Source organism: Pedobacter sp. UYP1, assembly GCF_040547305.1.
Taxonomy (GTDB): Bacteria; Bacteroidota; Bacteroidia; order Sphingobacteriales; family Sphingobacteriaceae; genus Pedobacter.
Genome location: NZ_JBEPPL010000005.1, coordinates 38,989 through 56,534, shown reverse-complemented (window position 1 = coordinate 56,534; position 17,546 = coordinate 38,989). Strand labels below are relative to the sequence as shown.

Here is a 17,546-nt window from a genome sequence, read left to right as displayed (position 1 = left end):
ATTTTTATGGCTGTGCGATGTAGTTTCTCCATTTGTTAAGTACAGAATCAAAATCCGGAGGTAATGGTGCTTCAAACTCCATATATTCCTTAGTGGTTGGGTGTATAAAACCTAGAGTCTGTGCATGTAAAGCTTGTCGCGGTAACATCTCAAAGCAGTTGGCTACATATTGTTTATACTTTGTAAACGTCGTTCCTTTAAGGATCTTATCTCCGCCGTAATTCGCATCGTTAAATAATGGGTGACCAATATGCTGCATGTGAGCTCTGATCTGGTGTGTACGACCTGTTTCAAGCTGACAGCTGATTAAAGTTACATAGCCTAAACGTTCTAAAACAGTGTAATGTGTAACTGACCACTTTCCTTTATCTTCTTCGTCATAAACATCCATGACGATCCTATTTTTGGCACTACGGCCGATATAACCGGAAACTGTACCGTTTTCTTTGATATCGCCCCAGGCTAAAGCCAGATATTTCCTGGTAATACTGTGGTCAAAAAATTGTTTAGCCAGCTTAGTCATCGTAATTTCATTTTTACTGATGATCAGCAATCCTGAAGTATCCTTATCAATACGGTGTACTAGTCCAGGCCTGCCTTCATTACCGGGTAATTGTGGCAAGGATTCAAAATGGAATGCAAGCGCATTAACCAAAGTACCTGTATAATTGTTAAATCCAGGGTGTACAACCATTCCTGCAACCTTGTTTACAATAAGTAAATCATCATCTTCATAGACGATATCCAATGGGATGTCTTCCGGATAAACTTCAGTATCTCTTGGTGGGTGAGGAAATACGATCGAGATCTCATCGGCTGGTTTAACTTTATAGCTAGCTTTTATAGTGGCTTTATTCACCAGTACGTTACCTGCTTCAATCGCATTTTGGATACGATTTCTTGAAGCATTTTCCATACGGTGCATCAAAAATTTATCTATTCGCAATAGGGACTGCCCTTTGTCTACAACAATATTAAAATGTTCGTATAAATCCTGCTCTTCTAATTCCAGTCCGCTGTTATTGTTTTCCATTATTTATTTTATCAAATTTTATGGACAAATACACAGCCTGGTACTCTTTAAGAGAGCAGACCCTATAATAATTCCATTTTACAAAACTAATCTTTAAGTTGTAGAAAAGTTGAAATTTAGCCGATAAAATTGTTTATAGTTTAATTTTAAGCCAAACGCGTTAAATTTGTTCATGTTTACAGATTTACACAGCCCGTTACAACAGTTAAAACATGCGCATTTATTCAGGCTATGGGTCAAAAGGGATGATTTAATTGATCCTTATATTTCGGGGAATAAATGGCGTAAACTGAAGTATATATTAAAGGCCGCTGCTACTGAAAATAAAAATCATCTGGTCACTTTTGGCGGAGCTTATTCGAATCACCTGGTGGCTACTGCTTCTGCAGCTGCGAGATCGGGATTAAAAGCAACTGCTTTTGTGAGGGGAGAAAAGGTAAATAATGAAATGCTGGTCCTTTGTTCTTTATATGGAATGGAGCTGATTTTTATCGACAGAGAGGCTTATAAAGATAAGCGTGCTTGTTACCTTGAGTATGCCGCAAAACATGCTGATACTTATTTTATTGATGAAGGCGGGGCTTCTGCTGAAGCAGCATTGGGATGTGCAGAAATCATTGCCGAGCTTCCCAAAGATATAGACCATCTTTTTTGTGCAGCAGGAACGGGTACAACGGCTGCAGGTTTATTACAGGGAATTCAAAAAGCAGGCTTAAAAATGAAGCTCCATGTGATCCCTGTATTAAAGGGAGGTGACTTTATCAGGGAAGAAATAGGCCATTATGTAGCTACGGATGAAAGATTAATTTTACATACAGAATATCATTTTGGAGGCTATGCGAAAACGAAACCAGAGTTACTGGATTTTATTAAGGTTTTTACAGCTGAACACGGGATGTTGATTGATCCCGTTTATACAGCGAAGATGTTTTTTGCGATAAATGATCTGGGGTTTAAAAATTATTTCGCTCAGGAAGAGAAAGTCATTGCTTTGCATACAGGAGGTTTGCTCGGCATCATGGGAATGAAAAACTTATTTTAAATATCGATTAATTTAATTATCTTTATAAGAAAAGTAAAGATGAAAAAATTGTTATTATTAATCTCAGTCACCGCACTGTTTATAGCTTCCTGCAAAAAAGATGATAAGGATCCCGAGATAGAATTACCACCGGTAAAAGTAGATGGCTGTGTACTGAAAGAGAATAGTTATACTATCCTGGATGGTCTTGGTACAGGAGCAAAAGGCAAAATCAATTATACTTATGATAGTAAAGCAAGGGTAGTAACAGCCAAATATGGTGACTCTTTGAATCTTTATAGTTACTCAACTGATCAGATCATTTTAAAAAAAGCTAATGGAACCACGACAACTTATCAATTAGACGCTAGTGGGAGAATTGTAAAAGAAACCTATTCTGACAATACTAACATCAAAGATTACATTTATAATCCAGAGGGATATCTTGCTATTGAAGTTTTAAAGAAAGGAGAAACTTATCTGAAAAGTGAATATCTTTATACAGCTGGAAATCTTACATCTACACTTGAAAATGGTAGAGAAGTATTAAGAATATCTTACAAGGATGAGTTATCACAAAAGAATTTCATTGATGAGGGCAAAAATGAATTACCACTCTTTTATAATGGAATTCTAAGGCCTTATTTCGGCAAAGCCTCAAAGAATTTACCCGATCTTACGGTACGTGGTCCCGCTTATTATCAGGACTACACCTATAAAAAAGATGACAAAGGCAACATTATTAATATATACTATCTTACCAAGTACACCGTCGGATATGATTCAGATATGAAATATGAATGCAATTAATATTGTATTTTCCGGATTTAAAAGACAAAATTTCGCAAAATAACTTCCCGGGTTTGTCAGTCCAAAACCAATTTTATTGTAAAATCACACTTTAAACAGTTTAAACCTTGTTTTTGGTTTTTTATGTAAAATATGCCCCAGACTTGTTATTCAGGGGCATTTTACTAAATTTGGATAAACCAAAATATAAGAATTATGTACCAACTTACTGTAGCTCCTGATCAGGTTAATGAGATTTTAAGTCAGCATGTTTTAGCTGACGGATTTGATTTAACCTACGATATGGGACAAAGCCAGGGAGCATACATTTACGACTCAAAGTACAAGCGGACATTACTGGATTTCTTTACTTGTTTCGCATCTGTTCCCCTTGGATATAATCATCCAAAAATGGTTAATGATGCTGTTTTTACACAAAATCTGTTGCAGGCGGCAATGGCAAACCCTTCAAACTCTGATGTGTATACGCAGCAGTATGCAGAATTTGTAAAAACTTTTGGCGCGATTGGTATCCCTTCTTATCTTCCGCATGCTTTTTTTATTGCAGGTGGCGGGTTAGCTATTGAAAATGCGATTAAAGTGGCAATGGACTGGAAGGTTCAGAAAAATTTTGCCAAGGGTCACAAAGAAGAAAAAGGATTTAAAGTACTCCATTTCGAAAAAGCCTTCCATGGCAGAACTGGTTATACTTTAAGTTTAACAAATACATCACCGGACAAAACTAAATGGTTTGCCAAATTTGACTGGCCAAGGGTTTCTATTCCTACGGTAAAGTTCCCGCTGGAGCATGATAATTTAGCGACAGCAATCAGTACGGAAGAACTTTCTATTGCTCAGGTGAAACAGGCTTTTGCTGATTATAAGGACGATATATGTGCGATTATTATTGAGCCGATCCAGTCTGAAGGTGGTGATAATCATTTACGTGAAGAGTTTTTAATTCAACTCCGCAACATTGCTGATGAGAACGATGCTTTCCTGATTTATGATGAGGTGCAAACTGGTGTTGGCTTAACTGGTAAGTTCTGGTGTCATCAGCATTATAGTGAAAAGGCACGTCCTGATATTCTTGCTTTTGGTAAGAAAATGCAGGTTTGTGGAATATTAGTGGGAAATAAGGTAGATGAGATAGAGAACAATGTATTCCGCGTCCCTTCAAGAATTAATTCTACGTGGGGTGGTAATCTGGTTGATATGGTGAGAGCGACAAAGATTCTTCAGATTATCGAGGAGGATAAACTGTGTGATCATGCGGCTGGTGTTGGTGCTTATTTAAAGGATAACCTGGAAGGGCTGGCCCAGAAGTATGATAAGATTAGTAATGTACGGGGCAAGGGTCTGCTTTGTGCTTTTGATTTCCCGAATGGTGAAATGCGTAATGCGTTTATTCAAAAGGGTCTGGAGCATAATGTAATGTTCCTGGGTTGCGGCCCGCAAACTGTACGTTTCCGTCCCGCGTTGATTATGGAGAAAAGCCATATTGATCAGGGTTTAGAGGTTATGCATAAAGTGTTGGTTGATTTATAAGAGAGGATGCGAAATACAAAGATTAATATTTTTCTGGGCGTAATGGTATTGATTTTAGTGGGTTGGATGTTGAAGGGTACGTTTTTTCAGCCTGGAGCAGGCGATCTTAAGGCTGGCTTCAAGGAGGTTGCTCAGTATAGAAACGAGAACAATACGGGCCCGGTTCAGTATGTGTTCGCGGTTACGGTGAAAGATACCATCTGGTCGGAAATGGAAACTTATGGGAATTATAAACCGCATCATAAAGGTGGAAATACCAAGGTTTATTATTTCTTGGAGGGGACTAAGGTACCGACGGAGTTAGAGGCTGGAAAGGTGAATTTTGATAGTTCGTTCGATAGTTCTTGTGTGGGACTGTACGAGAAAAGCGCCATGGGGAACACGAGTATTACCAAACGGCCATTTAACTAGGATCTGAGGTTTTTCCAGGGAAAATAGAAACAAAAACCACCCTGCTATATTTATGACGGATTTAACCGCGAAAAGCGATTAAACATGTCATAAATATAGCAGGGTGGTTTTTTGTTTTGCTAAGAATCCTTCTTCCCTGGAAAATCCCTCTTAGGTGTTAAAGAAATGGATGGATTTGGATTGTTTTGTGTTTGGTTGAGAAGAAACTAAATGGGGAAAGGTTTTGATGAACCTATGGGTCCATGGGTTCATCAAAATCTATTTGTAAGGATTTAGTATTTGGGTAAAATTCAAGGTCATTGTCTGATAAACGTTTTCCGGCTTTGTAAGGTTCATAGCCTAGTTCTTTGATGCAGCGCTGAGGCATGATATCGCTGATATACATGCTTTGTGATTTAGTAGTTACAACAAGCGCGGGTTGCTCCATTGGGATGTGGTAACGATAAATGAGTCTTGAAGCGTTACGCAGGTTGGTCGTCGTGTGCCTGGCGTGTGGTTCCATCAGGATAGCACTTTCGGGAATTTGTAAGGTTTGCATCAGAAATTTCTTCATTTCATAAGCTTCGCTATATTTTGTTTTATAGGGGTGTACTCTCCCACCGGAAACCATGATATAGGGCGCAACTTTCTTTTGGTATTGTTCTGCTGCGAGACGGCAACGGAGCATACCTCCTGCACTAAGTTCTGTAATCATGTTCTTCGGGGCCTTCTCCGGGTACCAGGATCAAGGTGTAGGGATAGGCTTTGAAATTTGTGTTTTTAATGGAGGAAAGAGCAGCCTTGTTTACGGTAGTGGCCATGGGCTCGTAATCGGCAGCATCATTTCTTTCATTGATTTCCAACGCGGTTAACGCAAATTGCAGAGAGGGTTCAAAGTATAATGTATTTTTAGCAGTCAGACTTAGTTTTGCATTGGTGTTAACTAGTTCAGGATAGTTTTTGTCTTTGAGATCAAAACTAATGGAGTCTATAGCCGGATAATTCGGTTTTTGACCATTTACATAGACGTCGATGACATAATTTATGGCATTAGCATCTTGTTCCCAGGCTTTGGTTAGCATTTCCAAAGGTTTTAGGTTTTCATAGCTATTATAACAGCCTGATGGGATAAGGTCGTGGCTGATCAGCAAGGCTAATGCATTGCCAGGTTTAAAAAGGGCTTGCAAACGGTTACTTACTATTTTTATTTCTTCGGGACTGAATTTGATTGTTGTAGTGAGACATAGAATATCGCCGGCGCAGTTTTTTAATGCAGCGTTGATGTTGGTTGTCTTGTTTTTTAAGAGGTCGCTGAACACGGGGTCTTTTTGGATCAGTGTGTTTACTGCGGCATCTTTTTGTAAGAGGGTTAGCAGGTAATAGTTTTTATATTGAACTGGGTTAGTTGTATTTTGAAGGGTGTATTGGTTGGATGACCCATGATTTTGATTTTGGGCGATGGCTGTTATTGTGATGAGCCAGCTGCAAAATAGCAGGAAAGAAGCTTTCATAGTTTTTTTTGTTAAAGTTGTTAAAATCGTAGCAGTTATTCTGATAACTGCTACGATTTTTTATTTTTTTAGTAGCCAGTATTTTGCCAGCCGTCTTTTTTATTGACGTTGTCAATTTCTACTTGTGGTACTGGATACAGACTTCTGAAGTTTGGAATGCCAGGGAAGATTGCGGCCATTTGATTGGTTCTCACAATGTCAAACCAGCGGTCGGCTTCCAGAGCCAGCTCTAGTCTTCTTTCTAAATAAAGAGCTGTTCTGAATGAATTCTGTGAAGTTAGCATGGCTGGTGTTTTTACAGTTATTCCTGCGTTGGTACGTACTGCGTTCAGCGCTGTAAATGCATCTGGATTTCCGTAAGCAACTTCATTCAATGCTTCTGCATACATTAAAAGCACTTCAGCACAGCGGAGCACTGGAAAATCACTACTGGTTTCATTGTTTACCTGTGGGGTATTAAATTTCCCCGGACGGCCACCTGTACCGGTTACAGCAAGGAGCGCTTTACGGTTATCGCCAGCTTCAAATAAACTTTGTGGCAGGTTAATAATGTTGGTATTGTTATTATTTCTATAACGGTTATCTTGATTTACAAACTCTTTTACACCGCCTGAAAGATATTGAACCGCAAAGATGATATCTTTACTCGTTTTCAATGTATTAGGAAAAGTAGTGGTTTGTGGTACGGTTGCCAAGGTGGTGCCGGTATAGATGGCAGTAACTACAGGTTGCAGGATTGAGGCTGCCATCGTATAGTTTTTCTGATAAAGATAAACTTTACCCAAAAGGGCTGAAGCAGCGTAACTGGTTGCTCTTCCTCTTTGGGCATCGGACCAGGAGACAGGAAGTTTCGCTGCTGCGTCGGTCAGGTCACTCATAATTTGCTGATAAACCTGCGCGGGTGTGGAACGGCTGTTTTCACGGGCTTCTTCGGTTTTCTGAACTTTGGTTACCAATGGGACATTACCCCAGAGTCTGGTTAAGTTGAAATAACTTAGGGCACGGATAAATTTTGCCTGCGCAATGATCTGGTTTTTTATAGTTTCATTCATCACGATTGCAGGGGCCCTGTCCAGAATGATATTACAACGGTAAATAGCTTTGTAGTGTCCTTGCCAGCTGCCCGAAAGGATATTATTGGCTGAAGTTTCAGCAAATACTTCAATTTGATTCCGTACACCTGCTCCCGAACCAGGATCGTTGTCAGTAACATTGTCTCCTCGGATTTCTCCCAGAGTTAACAGATTGTTTCCGTAAAGGCTATCAGTTTGTAAAGCATCATAGCAACTGATCAGACCTCCTTGAAGCCCTTTCTCATCCACATAAAAAATGTTTTCGGTATAGGAATCCTGTGGTTTTAAATCCAGGAATTTCTTGCAGGAAGTGGCTGTCAGCACTAAACCACCAATAAGAATGTATATATAATTTTTCATGGTTTTTATTTTATAAAGTGATGTTGATACCTAAGGATATTGTTTTTGAAGTCGGGTAAACGCCATAATCTTCACCGTTTGTGGTGGCATCAGATCGGTTGGTCACCTCTGGATTGTATCCCGAATATTTTGTGAAAGTAAATGGATTTTGTACGGAAAGATAAACTCTAAGCTTAGTTAAATTCATTTTCTTAACTAAATCAGTTGGAAAAGTATAGCCCAGAGCGATGTTACGGATTCTTAAATAAGATCCGTCTTCAACATGCCACGTAGAAGTTGTACCATTACTGCCTTTTGCAGCACGGTTAGCCCGAACATCCTGACCGCTTCCCGGATTACTTTCCGACATCCAGCGATCCAGAGAACTCACCATGTTGTTCATATTACCTTCTTTATTTGCAAAATACCTGCGGGAAAGATTCAGGATCTTATTTCCGTAGACACCCTGCATTGAAACATTCAGATCTACACCTTTATATTCTGCTGAAGCCGCAAAACCGTAAGTAAATTTAGGCAGGTAATTTCCTACAATCTCCCGGTCTTTTGTCAGGTCAATCACCCCGTCACCATCTACGTCTTTAAATTTAAAATCACCTGGTTTAGAGGTATTCAGATCATAATTGCCTTGTGTGTCTGTATAATGAGGGTAAGCATTAACTTCTGCCTGGTTTTTGAATACGCCCAAAACTACCGGCAGATAGTAAGAACCGATAGGCTCGCCAACCCTCGTAATAAAATAGGCATTGGCAACAGATCCTGTCTTGATAATGTCTGCGTTACCTGGGCCTAATTCTACGACTTTATTGATGTTTTTCGAGAAGTTAGCGTTTGCTGTCCACCTTACTCCACCAAATTGCTGCTGCGTACCTAAATTAATATCAATTCCCTTATTATTGACCTTACCAATATTTTTCAGCTCGGTAGAAAAACCTGTAGATATAGGGACAGGCACATTCAACAGTAAATTATTAGTGTTACTGTTGTAAACATCAATAGACAAAGTCAGCTTATTTTTGAAAAAAGAAGCATCAAATCCAAGATTCAACTGCGCTGTTTTTTCCCATTTCAAATCATCGTTTGGTTGCGCAAATGGTGCAGCACCATTAACAACCGATGGGGTAGCGCCACCAAATACATAACCGTAATTAGTCATCGCTCCTTGTGACCCATAATTAGGGATGTTAAAATTACCAGTCAAACCGTAACTGGCTCTTAATTTCAAATCGGAGATTGCTTCTGAGTTTTTAAGAAAATCTTCTTCTGATAATCTCCAGCCCAGGGAAGCTGAGGGGAAATAACCCCACTTATTGTTTTTTCCAAACTTAGAAGAACCATCCGCTCTTACCGAACCTGTAAACAGGTATTTCCCTTTATAACTATACTGCAACCTTGCAATGCCAGATGCCAATGCCCACTGCGTACGGGTAGAGGTTCCATTAGTCACCAAACCAGCACTCAGAAATTCTACCTGATCACTAATAAATCCTTTGGAAGCAAAAGCATAATTTCCACTTAAATCATCCTTCTGATTAGACCAGCCCAGCAAAGCATTAATACTATGGTCTCCGATGGTTTTAGCATAGTTTAAAGTATGTTCTAATAACCAGTTAGTTTCTTTAATCGTTCTGGAAGAGCCTGTAGCTTCAGATAATGGATTACCAGCAGTGTTGGATTGAGGGATTGTAGAAGGTCTGAAAGTATCTTCTGAACTATTGAAAATATCAAATCCCAATTGAAGTTTATACTTCAGGTCTTTAAATATTTCCGCCTCAACAAATGTACTTCCTGTCATTCGGTGAGAACTCACGTCATCTTTTTGCAGCTTAGCTAAAGCAACAGGATTCCAGGCTTGTGTTTCACCATTACCACTTGCAACAGTATTGTTAGGCAAAGTAGTAACCGTACCAGGACTCCAGGAGTTTTGGGCATAACTGTACGAGCCATCCGGATTATATACCGGAAAAATAGGTGAATAATGTAAAGCAGATGCAACGATTCCTCCCCCATTCGAGTTATAAGCACCATTTGCATTTACTCTTTTCTCATTAATGACCGACGGATTGAAGTTGACGCCATACCTTACTTTTCCTTTTCTCCCTTCCAGATTCAATCTGCCGCTGTAGCGTTTAAAACCACTGTTTATAATAATACCATCCTGATTAAAATATTCAAGAGAAGCATAATATTTCAGCAATTCACTGCCACCCGCAGCAGAGATAGAATGATTTTGTATGGGTGCTACTCTGAAGATTTCATCCTGCCAATCTGTATTGGTTAAGCCTTGCTGACCCTGCAAATAAGGTATAATTTCTTGTGGAATTACTGTATTGGTGTTGTTCGAAGTATTAAATAAACGGGTACCATTACTGTCATTGATGTTGTAATTAACGGCAGGCGAACCTAAAGCATTGTTTTTTCTGTTAATGGCATCCATCACATCTGTATAAGAATTATTCCTCGAATCCAGCACCATTTGAGAATATTGATACGCATCCATCATTTTGATTTTGTGCGATAGTGTTTGCCAGCCGGTATAGCTGTTTACATTAATGGTAGAAACACCGTTCTTACCCTGTTTGGTGGTAATTAAAACTACCCCATTAGAACCTCTGGAACCATAAATTGCTGCTGAAGACGCATCCTTCAGCACTTCAATAGAAGCGATGTCATTGGTGTTTAAAGTGTTAATATTATCATTGGAAATTGGTACTCCATCAATGACATACAAAGGACTGGAACCAGCAGTAATAGTCCCTACTCCACGAACCTTAATGGACAATGCCCCTCCAGGTGTGCCAGAGCCCTGTGAAACCTGAACACCAGCCATTTTACCGACCATAGCCTCCGCAGCATTGCTGATAGGCTGGTTTTCGATATCCGCAGCTTTAATACTGGCAATTGAAGTGGTTACGTCTTTTGCTTTCTGACTTCCGTACCCAACAATAACCACGTCGGATAGCGCTTTGGAATCGGGGTTTAACTGAATGAGCAAAGTTGCCTGTTCACCTGCTTTAAGCAGATAATTACTAATTGTTTTTGTCGCATAACCGATGTAAGAAGCACTAACCGTGTAAGGTATATTTGCAGACAGCCCGTTAATCAGGAACTTGCCATCTTTATTCACCATGATCCCCTTCTTCTCATTGGTTTTCATATTCTGTAAAAGGATGGTGGCACCAATTAAGGGCTCCCCCATTTCATCTTTTACGATCCCGGTAATCTCAGAGGTCTGAGCCCAGGCTTTTACCGAAACTGCGATCAGCAGCAGGCAAAAGAACAGATGTTTGGTAAATTTTCTAAGCATAATCTATGGTTTTTGGTGGTTTAATTTTGGCAAAAGGATTCCCTCCATGCTTATTTAGCAGGGTATTTATATAAATGATATTGATTTGATTTTACTTGCTGATCAGGTAACCTTGAGTTGTTTTGGTTTGACTTAATTTATTTAGTTCGGTTATTTCTTCCAGTATGGTTGCTATGGGTAGCGTTAATTTTAAACTCCCTGTAAACGACATTTCCGCCACATCGGCCGGATTATAAATAATCTTAACGCGGTAGTGCTGCTCTAAACTGGCAAAAACATCGGCTAAAGGAGCTTGTGTAAAGTTAAATATGACCGGGTTGTCTTTTTGCTTACGCATAGGCAGTTTAGCATCCATCAGCTTTACTTTATTCAGTAAGATATTGTAAACCAGCTCATCTCCAGGTTTTAAGATTTCACTGAATGGCTTGATATGGATAGAATCTACATTTTTAACCCAGACCTTTCCGGTATGCAATTGTACTTTAACCAATTTATTTTTCTCTGAAGCCGTAATGGTAAAAGAAGTTCCTAAAGCAGTAGTAGAAACACCTTTTGCATAGACTATAAAAGGATGTTTTTTATCTTTTGTAACCTGAAAAAAACCTTTTCCTTTCAAATAGATTTCCCGGTTATGTTGAACAAAAGGCACAGTATATCTTAATTCGCCACCTGGATATATTTTTACGGTAGAATTATCCGGTAAGGTTAGCAATTGATCTTGCTCTGTATAATTCACGACAGATTTCCAGTTAACAGCATTCTTGATTTCAACAGGAAGGTTCTGCCTGTCAGCCAGCATAAGCTTTGATTGATTTCGGTTCAAACTCAAAAGTCCAATTCCCAATACAGTCAACACAATTGCTGCTGCAGCGGTAATTTTAAGCCAGCTTATCCGGTCTATTTTAGCAGTAGTCTGTTTCCTTACTGCCTCAAACATCAGGAGTGTTTCTGCCTCAGAGATAATCGCATCCGGAGTTTCATCCCATTCATCTTTGCTAAATACGCCTGCTGGTAAATCATCGGTCTCATTCAAATACTGAATCACCAGGATCTTTTCCTCTGGTGTACAAGTTCCTTTAAAATACTTATTCAGCAGCTCTTCTGACATATTCATAATACTAATACGATTTGATTTGAGCAAAACCCGTAATGCCTGAAAAATAAATTTTAATTTCTTCGGAAACCTTTAGTTTTCTATTGAAAAAACCTGATCAGGAAAATAATTGCTGGGATTGAAGAGTAACCGTGAAGCTGTTTCATGGCCAATGAGATGTGTTTTTCTACTGTTCTGGGCGAAATAGAAAGTTGTTCAGATATTTCCTTATAAGAGTAGCCATGAAGTCTGTTTAAAACAAAAACCTTTTTACGCGTTGGTGGCAGCAAGTTTAAGACTAAATCCAACTGCTCTTTAGTATCAAAACTCTGATCTTGCTCTACAACATCTTCGGATGCCTTATGGTAATACAACTTCAGATTACGTTCATCGTTAGCCAGTTTTCTAAAATAATCCAATAAAGTTGTTTTTGCGATTTTGAACAGCTGAAGGTCGAGTGGCTGATCTTCGGACAGGGTGTGCTTAAAATTCCATAGCTTAATAAAAGCCATTTGAGTAAGCTCCTTTGCCTGATCTCCGGAAGCAGTCTTTTTAAAAAAATAAGCATAGACTTTTTTATGCCATAGCTTAAAAACTATCTCAAAAGATATATGGTCACCCTCTTTTATACTTTGAATATAGTTTAACATTTTTCCCAAAACTAACTGGTCAGTGTTAGCTGTACCTAAATATAGTATTAATTCTATCAGAAAAAACAATTTAACAGCTTCCAGCAAGCCAGGTAAAAAAAAAGCACCAAACCCTTGAAAGGGCTTAGTGCTTATTACGGTCAAAAAGAACTGATCAAACAGCTCTTTCCAAATTTATTTCAGGAGTTCTGCAAGCTTAGCATGTAATTCCTCTCCCCTTAAATTAGTCGCAACGATTTTACCCGCAGGATCAATTAAGAAGTTTTGAGGAATTCCTCTTACGCCATAAAGCGCTGCTGCTGCATTATTCCAGAACTTAAGGTCAGAAACCTGTGTCCATACCAAACCATCCTTTTTAATTGCAGCTAACCATGCATCTTTTTTACCTGGCTGATCTAAGGAAACACCAAGTACAGTAAATTTCTTGTCCTTGAATTTATTGTAGGCAGCAACCACGTTAGGATTCTCTGCTCTGCATGGTCCGCACCAGGAGGCCCAGAAATCAAGCAGGACATACTTACCACGGAAACTTGATAATTTCACAGGTTTATCATTCACATCATTCTGCGTAAAATCAGGTGCCATTACCCCTACCGAAGTTGAACGGGCAGCATCAATAGCTTTCTCGAATTCAACTCCTGCCTGAGAAGCACGTATTTTCTCAGAAAGACCTTTATAAGCTGGTTCAATTTCTGCCACATTAATACTTGGTCCTGCTAATTCACGCAAGGCAAGCAAGCTGAAATAAGAATCAGGATTAGCTTTAATAAAAGTAGCCTGAAGAGCTTTCATGTCTCCTTCTGCTTTATCATATCTGGTTTCCAGTGATTTTCTGAATGCCTCATCTTTTTGTTTTTCTTCCGAAGCGTCACCATATTCTTTATTTATAGCAGTCAACACAGCAAGTGGTGCAGCAATATATTTCATATAGCTTGCATTCTCCTCATTTAATTTTGACCCCGTAACTACCACTGTTTTCACAGAGTCTTTAGCCGTCAGGTTAATGGTTGCCGGCTCCAGGTAAACGATCGCATTATCCGCCGATCTTCCCAATTTTTTTAAGCCTTCACCTTTATGGTCCACAATCACTCTTGCCATAGTAGGCCCGGCTACTTTTCCTTTAAATACGAATGCGCCTTTGTTAACTGTTGCTGAGTCCATTACTGCACTTTCGCCACTTCTATAAGTCAGATATACTTTTGCCGGAGCATCCAGTGCACCAATTTTTCCATTCAATGTAAAATCTCCCTGTTGTGCAAACACAAAAGCGGGAGTAGTCATTAATAGTGACAGCACTAATCTCTTCATTTATTCTATTTTTAATTGTTTTATTTACTGTATACCCAAAATTAAGGGTAATAAATTGGAGGATGTTACATGTAACCAAAATATAACGAACTATTTCGGTTTAACGTATCTTTATTAAACAAAAGCAGAAAATCCTGTAATGGCACGGCCAACGATTAACGAATTAATTTCTTTAGTACCCTCGTAAGAATATATCGCCTCTGCATCGGCCACAAAACGAGCCACATCATATTCTAGCAGAATACCATTTCCACCCATTACCTCTCTCGCCCTGCTCACTACATCGCGGGTTCGCAACGAACAAAATACTTTGGCCAATGAAGCATGCTCATCAGTCAATAATCCCTGATCCTGTAATTGAGATAAACGGAAACATAAAGTTTGCATCGCTGTCAGATTAGACAACATTTCTACGAGGTGATTCTGGATGAGCTGGAAAGAAGCAATAGGTTTACCAAACTGTTTACGTGTCCTGGTATAGGCTAATGCACTTTCATAGGCTCCACGCGCACAACCCACAGCTTGCCACGCTACGCCTGCCCTGGTCATTCTTAATACTTTAGCGGTATCTTTAAAGGAATTGGCATTTTGTAAACGGTCTTCTTCGTCCACCTCACAATTGGTTAGCGTAATCAAACCATTTTGCACAATTCTTAAGGCCATTTTGTCCTGCATTTTCTCTACAGCAAAACCTTTATTTCCTTTTCGGATCAGAAACCCTTTGACCTGGTTATCATCCACATCTCTTGCCCAGATAATCGTTACATCAGAAAATGTAGAATTACCGATCCATTTTTTCTGACCGTTCAGAATCCATTTACTTCCTTGTCTCTTAGCTGTGGTGGTGAGCCCTCCCGCAGCTGCAGAGCCTACTTCGGGTTCTGTTAAACCAAAAGCACCAATAATTTTCATCTTTTGCATCTCTGGCAGCCATTCTTGTTTTTGAGCTTCTGAGCCCAAAAGATAGATCGAACCCATTGCTAAACCACTTTGAACACCAAAAAAGGTGGACATGGAAGTATCTATTCTGGCCATTTCCATCGCCAGCATTCCTTCCATTACGTTTGATTTACCGGGACATCCATAACCCTGGTAAGTCAATCCACAAATATTCAGTTCTGCAATTTTAGGGATCAGCTCAAAGGGAAACTCCGCTTTCAACCAGTATTCATTGACCAGCGGTTTAACTTCTTTCTCCAAAAACGCACGCACTTTTAATTGCAGTGCACGATCTTCCTCATTTAATGCCGTATCTCCCAAATGATAGAAATCACCGTTAATGGGTGGAAGTTCCTTCTTTTTATGTGGAGTGCCCAGCATTTTCATTAAACCGGAAAGCTGGGTTTCATCCAGACCGGCTACCGAATCCACTATCTTTTTAAGATCTACTTTTTTTGATAGTGCATCCAGTTTTTCGAGATCTACACTTTGAAAAAGTGTATACGCATTTTTTATTTTAGAGAATATACCGGCCATAGTTGAAGCTGTGTTAGATTTATACTAACAACAGCCAATAGCACCATTTTGTTCCCTAACGCAGTTCGAAAAGGCTATCTACTCCTAAAAGTTTAGCAGAAGTAAAGCCCTCTGCATAAGTCGCACCGATAGGTTTTCCCATCTCTCTGGCTCTTGCAATTACACTCTCAAAAAATTCTGGAGAAGAAATGTAAGTCGCAGGGCCGTCAAGCTCTGGATTTTTATTAAGCTCAGGGCTATGGAATTGAGTTTTGAAAGCTTTGATCGAATTGATTTTCGTTTCAATATAAGGCGTAATATCTATAATTACATCTGGCTTGATATAAGTATCCTGAATATATTGAAGGAATAACCGCGGTCTCCATGCCTGTTGCGCTACACCGTTGTCCAGCGTTTCCACTTTAGGCAGACCAGACAGAAAACAAGAATCGCTCGCTAAAGAGGCAGCTCTTCCATGGTCAGGATGGCGGTCACGTACCGCATTACCTAAAACGATTTCAGGCTGATATTTTCGGATCATCCGGATTACCTCCAATTGATGTTCTTCGTCATTTTTGAAAAACCCATCTTTGAATCTTAAATTTTCACGGGCATGCAAGCCCAATATTTTTGCCGAATCCTCAGCTTCCTGATCACGTGTTTCAGCTGTTCCGCGGGTTCCTAATTCTCCCCTCGTAAAATCAACTATTCCTACTTTTTTGCCTTGGGCAATATGTTTTAAAATTGTTCCTGAACAGCCTAATTCTGCATCATCCGGATGTACAGCTAATACTAATATATCTAACTTCATTGTTTTGTTTTAGAATTGGTGAGCAATGCGCACCGTTTTAGAGCAGGCGTTGAATTTTCTTTCTGACCTTTGAAGATAATGGTTTGGTAAACGGGAAAAAGTAGTCCACTACTTCGCCATTTTTATTGACCAGGTATTTATGAAAATTCCACCTTGGTGTAGATTTAATGTGACCATTGAGGTCTTTATTACTCAAAAATTTATAGATTGGATTTGCTTGCGACCCCCTGACCATGATTTTGTCAAATACAGGAAATTTAACACCGTAGTTTGCTTCACAAAATTCATAAATCGCAGTTCCTACCAGAGGTTCCTGGCCCCCGAAATCATTGGAAGGGAAACCCAGAACTTCAAATTCGTCCTGATTAAACGAATCTCTAAGCTCCTGAAGTTCTTTCAATTGAGGCGCGAATCCACACGCAGAAGCAATATTTACGATCAGAAGTACTTTACCTTTATAATCTGCTAATTCTTTATTTTTTCCATCGATTAGTTTTGCATTAAACTGGTAAATACTTTGAGGGTTTTCTTCCATGCTTATTGATGATAAAAGCCCGAAGACTGAATAATAGATTCTATATCTCTTTCTTCTTCAGGGTTATAAGTGCTTTTTAAATTATGGCCCACTACTCTTGCAACGGACTGGTAAATAAAGGCTTTTACACCTCCTTGTGTTTCTTTGACAATTTCGTATGTAGTTCGACCGACTTCCCTGTCAATTAACTTGGTCAGAATCTGGCCTTGCGTAATGGTCAGTTCTTTGATCTCAGTATTAAACATTTTTTTGATTTCAGCATCACATGCTTTGACCAGCTTTTTATGCGCTTTGCGATCTGTGGTTACAGCAAGATCACGCTCCAGTTGTTCATACCTTCTTTTTGCAAAAAGGGCATAAGGCATAACTTTTAGTACATTGTAACGGAGCCTGTTAAACGCTGCACGGTCTGCGGGAGTTTTAAAAATTCTGGCACCATAGATAACTACCTCATTAAGAGGTATCCATGGTATCATTTCGCCGTCTTCATTTGTGGAGGCTACTCTGATGGTATCATTTTTGCCTCTCACAGGAAACTTAACAGGCGCAGAACTTTCCTGGGCCTTTAGTTCACCTAAGGCAATAATGACAAATAACAGAATAAATAAACTGCAAAATTTCATAAATTTATACTCCCACGAAGTTAAAGCAAATTTAATACATTA

Annotated in this window: 16 protein-coding genes; 4 read left to right on the top strand and 12 right to left on the bottom strand. The window is 39.3% G+C overall.

Annotated features, from left to right (window positions below):
* Positions 1–4: 4 nt before the first annotated feature.
* Positions 5–1,033 carry an RluA family pseudouridine synthase gene (locus ABIB30_RS12310; protein WP_354302414.1) on the bottom strand — a complete coding sequence of 343 codons (1,029 nt, stop codon included), beginning with the start codon at positions 1,031–1,033 and terminating at the stop codon, positions 5–7.
* Between the two features lie 172 nt (positions 1,034–1,205).
* On the opposite strand from ABIB30_RS12310, the gene ABIB30_RS12305 reads away from it, so the two are divergent.
* From ABIB30_RS12305 to ABIB30_RS12290, 4 genes are all read left to right on the top strand, one after another.
* Positions 1,206–2,075, top strand: a complete 870-nt coding sequence (locus ABIB30_RS12305; RefSeq protein ID WP_354302412.1) for a 1-aminocyclopropane-1-carboxylate deaminase/D-cysteine desulfhydrase — start codon at positions 1,206–1,208, stop codon at positions 2,073–2,075.
* Between the two features lie 39 nt (positions 2,076–2,114).
* The gene (locus ABIB30_RS12300; RefSeq protein ID WP_354302410.1) at positions 2,115–2,864 is read left to right on the top strand and encodes a hypothetical protein; all 750 of its coding nucleotides are present in this window, start codon (positions 2,115–2,117) and stop codon (positions 2,862–2,864) included.
* 195 nt (positions 2,865–3,059) lie between these two features.
* Positions 3,060–4,391, top strand: a complete 1,332-nt coding sequence (gene lat / locus ABIB30_RS12295) for an L-lysine 6-transaminase (RefSeq protein WP_354302408.1) — start codon at positions 3,060–3,062, stop codon at positions 4,389–4,391.
* Between the two features lie 6 nt (positions 4,392–4,397).
* Complete coding sequence (locus ABIB30_RS12290) at positions 4,398–4,802, top strand: hypothetical protein (RefSeq protein ID WP_354302406.1); 405 nt, start codon at positions 4,398–4,400, stop codon at positions 4,800–4,802.
* 232 nt (positions 4,803–5,034) lie between these two features.
* Here ABIB30_RS12290 and ABIB30_RS12285 read toward each other — a convergent pair whose 3' ends face one another.
* From ABIB30_RS12285 to ABIB30_RS12235, 11 genes are all read right to left on the bottom strand, one after another.
* Positions 5,035–5,469 carry a YdcF family protein gene (locus tag ABIB30_RS12285; protein ID WP_354302404.1) on the bottom strand — a complete coding sequence of 145 codons (435 nt, stop codon included), beginning with the start codon at positions 5,467–5,469 and terminating at the stop codon, positions 5,035–5,037.
* A gap of 10 nt (positions 5,470–5,479) precedes the next feature.
* Positions 5,480–6,292 carry a hypothetical protein gene (locus tag ABIB30_RS12280; RefSeq protein WP_354302402.1) on the bottom strand — a complete coding sequence of 271 codons (813 nt, stop codon included), beginning with the start codon at positions 6,290–6,292 and terminating at the stop codon, positions 5,480–5,482.
* 68 nt (positions 6,293–6,360) lie between these two features.
* Positions 6,361–7,725: a RagB/SusD family nutrient uptake outer membrane protein gene (locus ABIB30_RS12275; protein ID WP_354302400.1), complete on the bottom strand. Its 1,365-nt coding sequence runs from the start codon at positions 7,723–7,725 to the stop codon at positions 6,361–6,363.
* A gap of 10 nt (positions 7,726–7,735) precedes the next feature.
* Entirely contained in the window at positions 7,736–11,029 is a 3,294-nt protein-coding gene (locus ABIB30_RS12270; RefSeq protein ID WP_354302398.1) for a SusC/RagA family TonB-linked outer membrane protein, read from the bottom strand.
* A gap of 91 nt (positions 11,030–11,120) precedes the next feature.
* Positions 11,121–12,143, bottom strand: a complete 1,023-nt coding sequence (locus tag ABIB30_RS12265; RefSeq protein ID WP_354302396.1) for a FecR family protein — start codon at positions 12,141–12,143, stop codon at positions 11,121–11,123.
* A gap of 80 nt (positions 12,144–12,223) precedes the next feature.
* On the bottom strand, positions 12,224–12,772 hold the full coding sequence (locus ABIB30_RS12260) for an RNA polymerase sigma factor (RefSeq protein ID WP_354302394.1): 549 nt from the start codon (positions 12,770–12,772) through the stop codon (positions 12,224–12,226).
* Between the two features lie 174 nt (positions 12,773–12,946).
* Positions 12,947–14,080, bottom strand: coding sequence for a redoxin domain-containing protein (locus ABIB30_RS12255; protein ID WP_354302392.1), 1,134 nt, complete (start codon positions 14,078–14,080; stop codon positions 12,947–12,949).
* Positions 14,081–14,194: 114 nt separating this feature from the next.
* Positions 14,195–15,556, bottom strand: a complete 1,362-nt coding sequence (locus tag ABIB30_RS12250; RefSeq protein WP_354302390.1) for an acyl-CoA dehydrogenase family protein — start codon at positions 15,554–15,556, stop codon at positions 14,195–14,197.
* 55 nt (positions 15,557–15,611) lie between these two features.
* A complete protein-coding gene (gene bshB1, locus ABIB30_RS12245) occupies positions 15,612–16,346 on the bottom strand; it encodes a bacillithiol biosynthesis deacetylase BshB1 (RefSeq protein ID WP_354302388.1) in 735 nt (244 codons plus the stop codon).
* A gap of 37 nt (positions 16,347–16,383) precedes the next feature.
* Positions 16,384–16,881, bottom strand: a complete 498-nt coding sequence (locus ABIB30_RS12240) for a glutathione peroxidase (RefSeq protein ID WP_354302386.1) — start codon at positions 16,879–16,881, stop codon at positions 16,384–16,386.
* Between the two features lie 2 nt (positions 16,882–16,883).
* Positions 16,884–17,504, bottom strand: coding sequence for a DUF4294 domain-containing protein (locus tag ABIB30_RS12235; RefSeq protein WP_354302384.1), 621 nt, complete (start codon positions 17,502–17,504; stop codon positions 16,884–16,886).
* Between the last annotated feature and the right edge of the window lie 42 nt (positions 17,505–17,546).